The following is a 12,313-nucleotide window of genomic DNA, read 5'->3' as shown; positions in this document are numbered from 1 at the left end:
CGGGAACCGGAGCCTAGAGAGGGTGGATCGAAACCCCAAGTGGAGTGAAGACGATGACTGAAGAAACCACACGGCGCCCATCGCGGCGCAAGTTCGGCCTGATCGCCGCGGCTTTGGTCGCACTGGGTGGCGCGGGCGGCGCGATCACCGTGGCGGCGACGCGACCGAGCGCGACGATGGCCCCGGCGGTGCCGGTAGCGATCAGCGCACTGAAATCCGGCGACAGCGTCGTGACGATCCGCGGTCGCGTGGACCAGATCTATGGCAACAAGATCGTGATCGCAGACGCATCGGGACGCGCGCTGGTCGATCTGGGGCGCGAAGGCGAGGACGGCACTCTGGTGTCCGCCGGGCAGGCCGTGACCGTGCAGGGGCGGTTCGACCGCGGCTTCATGCGGGCGGCGTTCCTGGTCGGTGCGGACGGCAAGGTGACCGCGCTCGGACCGATGCATGGCCCCGATCACGGGCCGGGCGGGCCGGGAGGGAAGGGGCCGCGTCCGGGTCCCGACGGCGACCGGGCGGCGCCTCCGCCGCCGCCGCCAGCTGCACCTGCGTCTGCTCCCGCGACGGCTGTGGCGCCGACTGCGACGGCTGTGGCGCCGACTGCGGCCAAGTAAGGGATCGGGGGTCGGACGGTGCGTCCGGCCCCCTTCCAATATTCGGGTGAAACGACTTCAACTTTTACCGTTCGTGCTGAGCCTGTCGAAGCACCTGTCCTGCGCTACCCGCCCTTCGACAAGCTTGTCTGTCTGGAATGGTGTAATCGGCAAGGTGCCTGAGCCGGGTGGCCACCCGGCTCAGGCGGCGGATGTGAGGCCGTTCGACAAGCCGGTCGACAAAGACCGTTCCTGAGCAGGGCCACATCCGTCTTCCCAAACCCCGGACAGTTGCCTGGGGCCGTGCTTACGGACCCCGCATGACAAGCTTGGGAGACCGGATCATGTCACACTCCGACCTCTTTGTCGGCATCGATGTTGCCAAGGACGAACTCGTTATCCACGCTCATCCGGCAGGAATGCTCTGGCGGGTACCCAATACCAAGACCGGCATTGCCGCACTCGGCCGCAAGCTTGTCCGGCTTGCCGGTACGGCGTGCCTGCGGATCGGCTTCGAGGCATCGGGCGGTTACGAGCGCAAGCTCGCCATCCTGCTCGATCGGATGGACGTTACAGCCTATCTCCTCGATCCGGCACGCGTGCGCAGTTTCGCCCGTGCCGAGCGACAACTCGCGAAAACCGACCCACTCGATGCGGCCGTCATCGCGCGGTGTCTGGCAGCACTGCATCCCGAACTGACGCCCTATGTCCATGATCCCGAGGCCGTGAGGCTGGCCGAGCATGTCCGCATGCGCGATCTTGCCGTCGCCCAGGCGGTCCAGTTCGGCAATCAGTTGGAGAGCATCGCCGATCCCGCCATGCGCCGCCTCGTCGTCGCGCAGGTCGCACGGCTCAAGGCCCTGGTTCTGCGCATCGAAAAAGCCATTGCCAGCGTCATCGCCGCCTCGCCCGATCTGGCCGCTCGCGAAGCCCTGCTCCGCACAGCACCCGGCGTCGGGCCGGTCGTTGCCGCATGCCTGCTGGCACGCATGCCAGAACTCGGACGCCTCTCCAGTCGACAGGTCGCAGCGCTTGCTGGCCTCGCCCCCTTCGATCGCCAAAGCGGCAAGACCAGCCGGCCGGGGCGATGCTCGGGCGGCAGGCCCAGCATCAGGCGTTGTCTCTATCTGGCCGCGCTCAGCATCGCGCGCTCGGGCAAGGGGCAACTCGCCGCTACCACCAACCGCCTGCGAGAGGCCGGCAAACCCTTCAAGCTTGCCATCGTCGCCACAATGCGAAAACTGCTCGTAACCCTCAACGCGATGGTCAAAAACAATACCGAATATCGCACCGCGTGAACACAGTTGCTCAGGACGAACGGTGGAAGGGGCATGGGCGCAATACCATGCGATCTTCGGATAGTAGCGTTGCGTGAATAGCGAGGCCTATTTGTAGCGGCGTTTCGCCGACCGGGCGCCGCCAATCAGGCGCGAGACGACGAGTTCGTCCATTCCCTGATAGCCCATGCCGAGGTGATCGATCCGCGCCGATACGATATCGCCGAGCGTAACGGTGCCGGTGCGCAGCGCGGTTCGTCCGACGCGGCCCCAGCGGCGCGCGGTTTCCCAGCGGATCATCTTGAGACTTTCCTTGTCTACATCGTGCGTGGCGAGGAAATCCGCCTGCAGCCGCATCAGGACGTCGCCCAAGGCGTGCAACGTCGCGCGGTCCGGCACCGGGCTTTGTGCCATCATGTGCCGCACGATCAGCCACGCGGCGGCCTCTGATCCGTCGCCGAAGACATGCGTATAGCTGTCGGACAGGACGCGTGCGGCGTTCGCGGTCATCGTCTCGGTATAACGCTGCGAGGCGCCACCGGCATGGCGGCGATAGATGACCAGTTCCTCGTCCAGACGGGCGATCCGGCCGATCCGGCTCATGCGCTGGTAGAGATCGAAATCCTCGGCATAAAGGCGCACCGGATCGGTGAAGGGATCGGTCGCGGCGGACGCGCGGACCATGACGGAGGACCAGACGAGCGGATTCTCGATCCGCAGCAGCCATTCGATGACAGCCGGACTGGAGAGCGATGTGCGCGGCGCGGAGGTGACCACGCCGTCATCCAGCCATGCCGCGCCGGTGCCGATCAGAACCGTCTCCGGGTTCGCATCGAGATAGGCGACCTGACGCGCGAAGCGTTCCGGCATGCACAGATCGTCCTGATCCAGCCCCGCCAGATAGCGGCCGCGCGCGTGGCGGACGGCGGTGTTGCGCGTGCGGACCGGGCCCTGGTTGACCTCCGATTCGATGATGCGGAAGCGCGGATCGTCGATCGCGCGGAGCACGTCCCGCGTATCGTCGGTCGAGCAATCGTCGACGATCACTACCTCGAAATCGGTCAATGTCTGCGCTTGCAGGCTGGCGACGGTTTCCGGGATCAGGGCCGCGCCATTATAGGCGGCCATGATGACGCTGACGGTGGGGGCGGCGGTCATGCGACGGCGCGCCGTTCGGCGGCGACACCCAGCACCTGATCGACGATCATCTGGCCGACATCGTTCTGCCACTGCCACAATCCGTTGGCCTGGCCTGAGAAGCTCGCTTCGCCGCCGAGATGGCCCCAGGGGACGAAGCCCGCCGCCAGCCCGATGCCGTACAGGCCGGGGATCGCCGCGCCGCCGGCGTCGGTGACGCGGCAATGTTTGTCGACCATCGCCCGGTTATGCGCCGCGGACAGGTCGATCGGCTGGCCGTCCGTGTCGAACACCGGCAAAGCGTGCGGACGATAGCCGAGCGCGGCGATGACGATATCCGCCTCCGCCAGCGCCGACCGGGCGACCGCGTCGTCGTCACCGGTGATGCGGTGGTTGCGGATGCGCGGATCGGCGACACGGCCATCGACCCCGAGCATGCGCAGGACGAGTTCGCGCGCCTCGAGCCGGAAACCCGCGAGCCGATAGACGAAGCCGCTGACGGGGCAGATATCGTCCGGCGTGAAATCGGTGAAGCCTTCCGCCTGCGCAGCCTCGATCGAGGGGTAGAAGGGGCGCAGGGGGCGGCGGTGGAGCAGGGTGATGCCATGTTCGCCGAACGGCAAGGCGGGCGCGGTCTTCAGGATCAGGAAGATCGTCGCGAGCGCGCTGGTCGATCCGCCGATGACGACGATCTTCGGGGCGCGTTTGCCGCTGAGCAGATCCGCGACCTTCGCCATGCCGCCGTGCGCCAGTACCTCGTCCGACTGCAACAGGCGGTCGCCCGCCTGAGCGACGAGCGACTGGCCCGCAACCTGTTGGGCCGCCAGCCGATCCAGCGGCTGGTGACCGCCGGTCGCGATCACGACGTTGTGCGACAATTGTTCGAATTCGCTGCCGTCGGCGCGGCGGCGCAGACGCGTGGACCACATGCCGCCATCGATCCGGCGCGTGCCGAGCGCCTCGTGCCCCGTCAGCAGCTCGCCGCCATTCGCCGAGACGATATCGCCCAGCCGGTCGCCGGTGGCGCGGATCAGCGGCCCCGCCTCGACCAAAGGAACGCCGATCGCATCGGTATAGCGTGCCACGGCGCGGCCCGCGGGATGATCCAGGATCGCGGCGATCTCCGGATAGGGATTGTCCTTCACCGCGGTCAGGAAGGTCGTCGCCGTGCTGTCCGAAGTGATCGCATATTTGCCGAGCCGGCCGACACCGATCGCGGCATCGCGCTCGACCACGACCAGTCCCTGCGCGAAATCGCCCAATTGCCCGCGCTTGGTGGCGGCGGTGAGCAAGGCGGTGCCGGCCGGGCCGCCGCCGATCAGCAGCGTGCGGGCGACCGGACGGGTGCGGACGGTGGCGGGGACGGATGCCGAAGCCTCGGCGCACACTCGTTTGAAAATCGCGGCGACGGCGGTCGCGTCGGCAGCGGTCATCGCGTCCGTGATCGGCAGCGAGATCATCCGTGCGGCGACCGTATCGGCGATCGGCGTGGGTTCGATCAGCGCGTGCGTCTTGAACAAAGGCTGTTCGGCGAGGTGGGGGCTGAAATAACGGCCGGTGCCGACACCGGCTGCATCCATCGCGGCGGTTATCGCATCGCGTTTGGCCGCGAGCGCGGCGGGGAGCAGGACCGGCATGAACTGCATAGCACGGCGGCGGCCGTCCACCTTCTGAAGCTGAAAGCCGGACAATCCTTCGCGATACGCGACTTCCAGTTCGGCGCGCGCATCGCAGACCGCATCGATCTGCTCCAGCTTGGCCTGGGCAAGGACGGCGACGACTTCCGGCAGCTTGGCGTTGATACCGTAGAGCGTCGCGCTGCGGCTGCCCTCGAAACCGAAATTGGTCATCGCGCGCAGCTGATCGATCAGGCCCGCATCGCCGCTATGGACCAGCCCGCCCTCCGCCACCGCGAACGTTTTGGTGGCGTGCATCGAATAGACGGTAGCAAACGGCGAGTCGTGGCCGAAGCCGTTGCCCGCATCGTCCACCGTGCCGAGCGAGGAGGCGGCGTCGATGACCACGCCGACGCCATATTTGCGCTGCAGCCAGCAATAGCGGTCGAGATCGATCGCGTTGCCGAACGTGGCATAGGGGACGAGCACCGAAATCCGATCGCCCCGCGTTTCGAGCAGACGCTCTTCGGCGTGGCGGCAGGCGCTCCAGTCGTCCGGATCTACATCGCAGATCAGCGGCGTCAGGCCGGACCACAAGGCTGCCTGGCCAGTCGCGGCGAAGGTGAGGCTGGGCATGAGCGCGAGGCCGTCCGGCCGTCCCACCTGCTGCGCTGCCTGTTTGATCGCGATCATCAGGCCGAGCGTCGCATTGGCGACCGCGAGGCTGGCGCCGTGGCCGCCGAACAGGCGATCGGTCACGTCACGCTCGAACGCGCGCACTTCCGCGCCGTTATTGCTGAACACGCCGGACGCCTCGATGCGGCGCAACGCCTCCGTCTGTTCGCTGAGGCGGGGCGGATTGGGCGCGATGAGCGGATAGCGTGTCATGGTCCGGGCTTATGCGGACCGACCTTCTAAAAAGCCGTTACGAGTGCGGGCCGGCTTGGCGGGGTGTGGCGTCGCGCCTAGCATCGGCCGGATAAGGAGAGGGCACGATGTCGATGCAGGACGGGTTCGAGACGATCACGCTTGGCGTGGAGGACGGAATCGCGACGATCACGCTCAACCGGCCGGACAGGTTGAACGCGTTCAACGGCGCGATGATGCGCGATCTGGTCGCTGCATTCGACGCGACGGACGCCGACGAGGCGGTGCGCGCGGTGATCGTGACGGGGGCGGGGCGTGGTTTCTGTGCGGGCGCCGATCTGTCGGGCGGTGCGGCGACGTTCGACTATGATCAGAGCGGCGGCTGGAACGGCGCGGAATCGCCGGTCCGCGCCGACGGCAGCGTCGATTATGCGCATCCCGCGGTGCGCGACGGCGGCGGGATCGTCGCTTTGCGCATCTTCGAATCGCGCAAGCCGGTGATTGGCGCGATCAACGGCGCCGCGGTCGGGATCGGCGCGACGATGACGCTGCCGATGGATTTCCGGCTGGCGAGCGAGGGGGCGCGGTTCGGTTTCGTCTTTTCGAGGCGGGGGATCGCTCCGGAGGCGACCTCGACCTGGTTTCTGCCGCGGCTGGTCGGGATCGGACAGGCGCTCGACTGGTGCTATTCCGGCCGGATCTTCGGCGCGGCGGAAGCACTGGAGGGGAAGCTGGTGCGCAGCGTGCATGCGCCGGACGATCTGTTGCCCGCCGCACGCGCGCTGGCGAAGGACCTGACGACGGATACGGCGGCGGCGTCGGTCTCGCTGTTGCGGCGGATGATGTATGCCGGAATGGGGGCGAGCCACCCGATGGACGCGCACCGGCTGGAAAGCCGTGCGATCTGGGCGCGCGGGGCGAGCGCCGATGCGCGCGAGGGCGTTGCGAGTTTCCTCGAAAAGCGCGCGGCGGTGTTTCCGGACGGCGTTTCGGAAGCGTGGGAGACGTTCGAGCCGTGGTTCGATTCGCCGGAATATCGATGAGGGTCCGGCGTTCGTCGTCCAGTCTAGCCGAACAGCCGTCCCAGCACGCTGCGATCGCGCAGGATTTCGTGGGCGGCGTTGTGGCCGGGGGCGCCGGTGACGCCACCGCCGGGATGCGTGCCCGCGCCGCACATGTAGAGGCCCTTGACCGGGCTACGATAGTCGCCGTGACCGAGCACGGGGCGCGCGGCCCAGAGTTGGTCGAGGCTCATATGCCCGTGCATGATGTCGCCGCCAATCAGGCCGAACTTGCGTTCGAGATCGAGCGGGGAATGGATCTGCGTCGCGATGATCGACGCGCGGAAATTGGGGGCGTGGCGCGTCACGGTGTCGATGATCGTTTCCGCCGCCGCCTCGCGGTCGTCGTCCCAGGTGCGGCCATCGGGCAGGACCGGGGCGAATTGCTGGCAGAACAGGCTGGCGATGTGCTGCCCCGGCGGGGCGAGCGTATCGTCGACCGACGTCGGCAGCTTCATCTCGACGATCGGTTCGCGAGACCAGCCGAATGCGCGAGCGTCGGTGAAGGCCCGGTCCATATAATCGAGCGTCGGGGCGATGATGATACCGGCGGTATGATGTTCGGCCTTTGCCCGGCCGGGCAGGACGGAGAAATCGGGCAGTTCGCTGAGCGCCACGTTCATGCGGAAGGTTCCGGACCCGGCCTTGTAGCCCTGCATTCGCCGGGCGAATTCGGGGGTCAGGTCGGACGAATCGACCAAGTGGCGGAACAGCAAGGCGGGGCCGACATTGGCGGCGACGATCTTCGCGGCCATCTCCTCGCCCGATTCGAGGCGGACGCCCGCCGCCTTTCCACCGTCCACCATCACGCGGGCGACGGGTGAGTCGACGCTGATCGCGACGCCCGCCTCGCGGCAGGCCTCCGCCATATAATCGCTGATCGCGCCCATCCCGCCGACGCTGTGGCCCCACGCGCCGTACTTGCCGTTTACCTCACCGAACACGTGGTGGAGCAGAACGTATGCGCTGCCCGGCGTATCGGGGCTGGCATAGTTGCCGACGACCGCATCGAAGCCGAACGCCGCCTGGATGAAGGGGTTTTCGTACCAGCCGTCTAGGAAATCGCGCGCCGACTTGACGAACAGGTCCATCACGTCGCGCTGCGCTTCGATCGAAAGCCCGGACAGCCGCCGTCCCTGGGCGGCGGCGGCGATCAGCGCGCGCAGCCCGCCCCCGGCATTGGGCGGGGTACGCAGCGCCATGTCGCGCAGCACCGCCGCGACGCGTTCCAGCGCGGCCTCGTAGCGCGGCAGGGTCTCCGCATCCTTCTGCGAGAAGCGGGCGAATTCCGCCTGCGTCCGCGCCTGTCCGCCGCCGAGCATCAGATAGCCGTCGTCATGCGGGAAGAAGTTGCTGACGGTGCGCTCGACGATCCGCCAGCCGCGTTCGTGCAGCCGCATGTCGCGGATCACCTTGGGACGCAGCAGGCTGACGGTGTAGCTGGCGGTGGAATTGCGGAAGCCGGGATGGAATTCCTCCGTCACCGCCGCGCCGCCGACGATGTGACGGCGTTCCAGCACGCGAACCTTCAGCCCGGCACGTGCGAGATAGAAGGCACAAACCAGGCCGTTATGCCCGCCGCCGATGATCAGTGCGTCGTAGGATGTCGTCACATGTCCGGCCCCGCATGCCGGGCTTTTCGCCGCGGGACTGCGGGCGAGACGCGACATCAGGGTATTGTCGGTCGGTTTAGATCCCGGAGTAAAGGGGCGGCGCGCCAAAACCTACATTCGACAATACGATCCACTATCGCTTTTGTGTAAATGCCTTTAGTTTTGCCAAAAATGGCGAACTGGGCGCAACAGTCCCGATCCCGCGCATCCGTGCGGCAGGGAAACAGTTATGGCGAGGGGTAGTTTCAGGGCATGAGGCAGGGGGCCGATCTCGAAACGCTTTTGGGCTATCAATTGCAGTGTGCGTGGTTCGTCGCGGACAGCGATGGCCGTGCGAGCCTGTCGGCGTTCGATCTATCGCCCGCAAAACTGACCGCGCTGATCCTTATCCGCGACAATCCCGGCAGCGACCAGACGGCGCTGGGCCGCGCTTTGAACGTCAACCGGTCGAGCGCGATGAAACTGGTCAATATCCTGGTCGACCGCGAGTTGATCGAGCGCCGACCGGGCCGGGATCTGCGCACTAACGCCTTGCACTTGCTTCCCAAGGGCGAGGGGCGCGTCGCGGCGATGCTGACCATCATGCGCGAGTCCGATGCGCGGATAACGACGCGCATGACGGCGGAGGAAATCGGGACGCTTCATACCCTGCTGCGCAAGGTCGGCCCGGTCGCGAAGACGCGCGAACTGCGTCCGGCCGTCGATCTGGTCGCCGAGCGGGGCTGACGTCGCACCAGAGGCGACCGGTGGTACCCTAATCATCATCATTGCCCGGGCGAGGATGCCGGAGATCACCCGCAGCAGTGCCGCCGGCCCGGGTATTTCATTGTGGAAGCGGGCTGGCATGCCCTGCGCCGACATGTCTAAGATGCCGGTATAACGTCAAAAGGGATTTCGCCATGGATCGCCGTCAGTTGCTTACCTCGGGCGGCACCGCCGCGCTTGCCGCCGCCTTCATCCCCGCCGGGGTTCTCGCGCAGGGCAAGGCAAGCGGCGATGCGGCGCTGAATGCCGAGTTCGAGCGGATCTTCCAGGATTCGGTCGCACGATCCCCGGAACTCGCAACCTCGCTCGGGCTGGACAAGGGGCCGCTGGCGGCATCGAAGGCAATGCTCTCGCCCCGCACCGCGGCGAAACGCGCGGCGGACATCGCGCAGACCAAGGCGGCGCTGGCCCGGCTTGCCAAGGTTCCGGCGACGGGATTGTCCGAACCGGCCAAACTGAATCTGGAGGTCGTGCGCTATTCGCTGTCCAACCAGATCGCATCGGCGGACCGGTTCGGGATCGACAGCCCGATCCGGCCGTATCGTATCTTCCAGCAGGGCGGCGCGTATTTCTCGGTCCCCGATTTTCTGAACACCGCGCACACGATCAATGTGAAGCCGGATGCCGATGCATATCTGTCGCGGCTCGACCAGTTCGGGACGGTGCTGGATCAGGAAAGCGCGTTGCAGTCGGACGAGGATGCACGCGGGTATCTCGCGCCTGGCTGGTCGCTGGACCTGACGCTGGGGCAGATGCGCAAGCTGCGTAATCAGCCGGCGGATCAGTCGAGCATCGTCCAGTCGCTGGTCAAACGCGCCGCCGCCAAGAATATCGCCGGGGATTGGCAGGCGCAGGCGTCGAAGATCGTCACCGACAAGGTATATCCCGCGCTCGACCGCCAGATCGCGCTGATCGAGAAACTGAAGCCGACCACGAAGCCGGGCGACGGTATCTGGCGCGTGCCGAACGGCGACGCGATCTACGCAATGGCGCTGGCCCAGGCGACGACCACGACGATGAGCCCGGACGAGGTGCATCGCATCGGGCTGGCACAGGTCGCGGAGATCACCGCAGAACTGGACACGATCCTGAAATCGCAGGGGTATTCGAGCGGCACGGTGGGCGAGCGGCTGGCCAAGCTGAACGTTGCGCCGGATCAGGTCTATGCCAATACCGCCGCCGGTCGCGCGGAGCTGATCGAGGGGCTGAACGCCGGGGTGAAGGCGATGTATGCGCGCCTGCCGCAGGCGTTCGTGACCGTGCCGACGCAACCGCTGGAGATTCGCGCGGTTCCGGTCGAGATCCAGGACGGCGCGTCGAACGGATATTATAACCGTGCCTCGCTGGATGGAACGCGGCCGGCGATCTATTTCGTCAACCTGAAGGATGTCGGCGACTGGCCGAAATACACGTTGCCCGCGCTGACCTATCACGAGGGCGTGCCGGGGCATCATCTGCAGATCAGCCTGGCGCAGGAATCGCGCGATATTCCGACGCTGCGCAAGATCGGGTTCTTCTCGGCCTATTCGGAAGGCTGGGCTTTATATGCCGAGCAAGTGGCGGACGAGCTGAAATCCTATGCGACCCCGCTGGAGCGCGCGGGCTATCTGCAATCCTTCCTGTTCCGCGCGACACGACTGGTCGTCGATACGGGCATCCATGCCAAACGCTGGAGCCGGGAAAAAGCGACCGACTATATGGTCGCAACCACCGGGTTCGCGGTGCCTCGCACGCAACGCGAAGTGGAGCGGTATTGCACGCAGGCCGGGCAGGCGTGCAGCTACAAGGTCGGGCACATGGCCTGGACGCGGGCGCGCAAGAAGGCCGAAGCGGCGTTGGGCGACCGCTTCGACCTCAAGCAGTTCCACGAAATCCTGAAGGAAGGGGCGATGCCGCTGACGGTGCTGGAACGTCGCATCGACCAGCGGATCGCGGCTATGAGGGGATAGCGGTTTTGCGCGGGTCACGAGGGGACGTACCCTAAACGCGCTGCCGGTCGTTGAGCGCGGATGATTCCAGACACCTGGCTGCCCGAACCCTATATCCTCGTCCTGACGGGCATGGGGTTGCTGACGGCTTTGGTCGTCTGGCTGCCGCTTGCGCTCAAGAAACTGCCGTTGTCGCTGCCGATCGTCTGCATTGCGCTCGGCGCGGCATTGTTCTCGCTGCCGCAGATCACGCTTCGGCCGCTGCCGTTCCTGTATCCGGAGATTGCGGAGCGGTTCAGCGAATTCATCGTCATCATCGCGCTGATGGGGGCGGGGCTGAAGATCGACCGGATCTTCGACTGGCGGCGCTGGGCACTGACGTGGCGACTGTTGGCTATCACGATGCCGCTCGGGATTCTCGCGATCACCGCGTTACTGGCACTCACCCTCGGTATCCCGTGGGCGGTGGCATTGTTGCTCGCCGCCAGCCTCGCGCCGACCGACCCTGTGCTTGCGGCGGACGTGCAGGTGGGGCCACCCAAGACGGGCGACCAGGACGACGTGCGGTTCGGCCTGACGTCGGAGGCGGGGCTGAACGACGGTCTGGCTTTCCCGTTCGTCCATCTCGCCATCGCGCTGATCGCGGTCGCGGGCACATCCGATCCGTGGTTCGTCGAATGGCTGTCCTATCGCGTGCTCTGGGAAATCGGTGTCGGCGTCGGCTCGGGTTGGGCGATCGGCCGGCTGTTCGGATGGCTGACCTTTCACGTGTCGGCGCGCACCAAGCTGGTGAAGACGGGCGACGGGTTGATCGCCTTGTCGGCCACGCTCGTTTCCTATGGTTTTACCGAAATCGTGCATTCCTATGGGTTTCTCGCGGTCTTCATCACCGCGCTCAGCTTCCGCGGAACGCACCGCGATCACGATTTCCACCACGACATGCACGACGTGACCGAACAGATCGAGCGGCTCTCGATGATGGTGCTGTTGCTCTTGTTCGGCGGTGCGCTGGTCAGCGGGCTGCTGGCGAAAGTGACGTGGGTCGACGCGGTGGTGGCAGCGATCATCCTGCTGGTGATCCGGCCGATCACGGGGCTGATCGGGCTGATGGGGCATCGCGCGCATTTCGGGGAGAAATTGACGCTGGCGTTCTTCGGGATTCGCGGGGTCGGATCGATCTACTATCTGGCCTATGGGCTGAACCACGTGAAGGTCGGCGGGACGGATCGCCTGTGGGGGCTGGTCGGACTGGTCATCCTCTTCTCGATCCTGCTTCATGGCCTGACGGTGACACCGGTGATGCGCATGCTGGATCGCGAGCGGGGGGTGTCGCCGGACTCGGAAGGCGACGAAAGAACGGTCCCGGCCACGGCCTGAGCCTCGCCCCCCGGTTGAAAGCGGGCGCGTAACGGCGCATATGTTGCACTGCAGCATGTCGTCTGCGATTATTTCG

General features: G+C 66.1%; 9 protein-coding genes. 6 read left to right on the top strand and 3 right to left on the bottom strand.

The window, feature by feature from the left end; all coding sequences use genetic code 11:
• Positions 1-53: 53 nt before the first annotated feature.
• Together H5J25_RS15220 and H5J25_RS15215 are read left to right on the top strand one after the other, a co-directional pair.
• On the top strand, positions 54-617 hold the full coding sequence (locus H5J25_RS15220; protein ID WP_202092461.1) for a hypothetical protein: 564 nt from the start codon (positions 54-56) through the stop codon (positions 615-617).
• Between the two features lie 323 nt (positions 618-940).
• Complete coding sequence (locus tag H5J25_RS15215; RefSeq protein ID WP_202090443.1) at positions 941-1,894, top strand: IS110 family RNA-guided transposase; 954 nt, start codon at positions 941-943, stop codon at positions 1,892-1,894.
• A gap of 87 nt (positions 1,895-1,981) precedes the next feature.
• Here H5J25_RS15215 and H5J25_RS15210 read toward each other — a convergent pair whose 3' ends face one another.
• Positions 1,982-3,031, bottom strand: coding sequence for a glycosyltransferase family 2 protein (locus H5J25_RS15210; protein ID WP_202092458.1), 1,050 nt, complete (start codon positions 3,029-3,031; stop codon positions 1,982-1,984).
• Positions 3,028-5,514 (bottom strand): DegT/DnrJ/EryC1/StrS family aminotransferase, encoded by a 2,487-nt coding sequence (locus tag H5J25_RS15205; RefSeq protein WP_202092456.1) that lies wholly within the window; start codon positions 5,512-5,514, stop codon positions 3,028-3,030. The genes H5J25_RS15210 and H5J25_RS15205 overlap by 4 nt, the downstream gene beginning before the upstream one ends.
• Before the next feature lie 107 nt (positions 5,515-5,621).
• Between H5J25_RS15205 and H5J25_RS15200 the strand changes: the two genes are divergently transcribed.
• Complete coding sequence (locus H5J25_RS15200) at positions 5,622-6,536, top strand: crotonase/enoyl-CoA hydratase family protein (RefSeq protein WP_225883162.1); 915 nt, start codon at positions 5,622-5,624, stop codon at positions 6,534-6,536.
• A 23-nt stretch (positions 6,537-6,559) separates the two neighbouring features.
• On the opposite strand, the gene H5J25_RS15195 is transcribed toward H5J25_RS15200, so the two are convergent.
• Positions 6,560-8,167, bottom strand: coding sequence for a phytoene desaturase family protein (locus H5J25_RS15195; protein WP_202096414.1), 1,608 nt, complete (start codon positions 8,165-8,167; stop codon positions 6,560-6,562).
• Positions 8,168-8,419: 252 nt separating this feature from the next.
• On the opposite strand from H5J25_RS15195, the gene H5J25_RS15190 reads away from it, so the two are divergent.
• From H5J25_RS15190 to H5J25_RS15180, 3 genes are all read left to right on the top strand, one after another.
• The gene (locus tag H5J25_RS15190) at positions 8,420-8,893 is read left to right on the top strand and encodes a MarR family winged helix-turn-helix transcriptional regulator (RefSeq protein WP_202092454.1); all 474 of its coding nucleotides are present in this window, start codon (positions 8,420-8,422) and stop codon (positions 8,891-8,893) included.
• A gap of 173 nt (positions 8,894-9,066) precedes the next feature.
• Positions 9,067-10,881: a DUF885 domain-containing protein gene (locus tag H5J25_RS15185; protein ID WP_202092445.1), complete on the top strand. Its 1,815-nt coding sequence runs from the start codon at positions 9,067-9,069 to the stop codon at positions 10,879-10,881.
• A 60-nt stretch (positions 10,882-10,941) separates the two neighbouring features.
• Positions 10,942-12,237 carry a cation:proton antiporter gene (locus H5J25_RS15180; RefSeq protein ID WP_202092443.1) on the top strand — a complete coding sequence of 432 codons (1,296 nt, stop codon included), beginning with the start codon at positions 10,942-10,944 and terminating at the stop codon, positions 12,235-12,237.
• Positions 12,238-12,313: the final 76 nt, after the last annotated feature.

Origin of the sequence: Sphingomonas aliaeris, from assembly GCF_016743815.1 — a bacterium.
GTDB lineage: Bacteria > Pseudomonadota > Alphaproteobacteria > Sphingomonadales > Sphingomonadaceae > Sphingomonas > Sphingomonas aliaeris.
The sequence above is the reverse complement of the archived record's forward strand: the minus strand, read 5'-3'. Positions and strand labels throughout refer to the sequence as shown.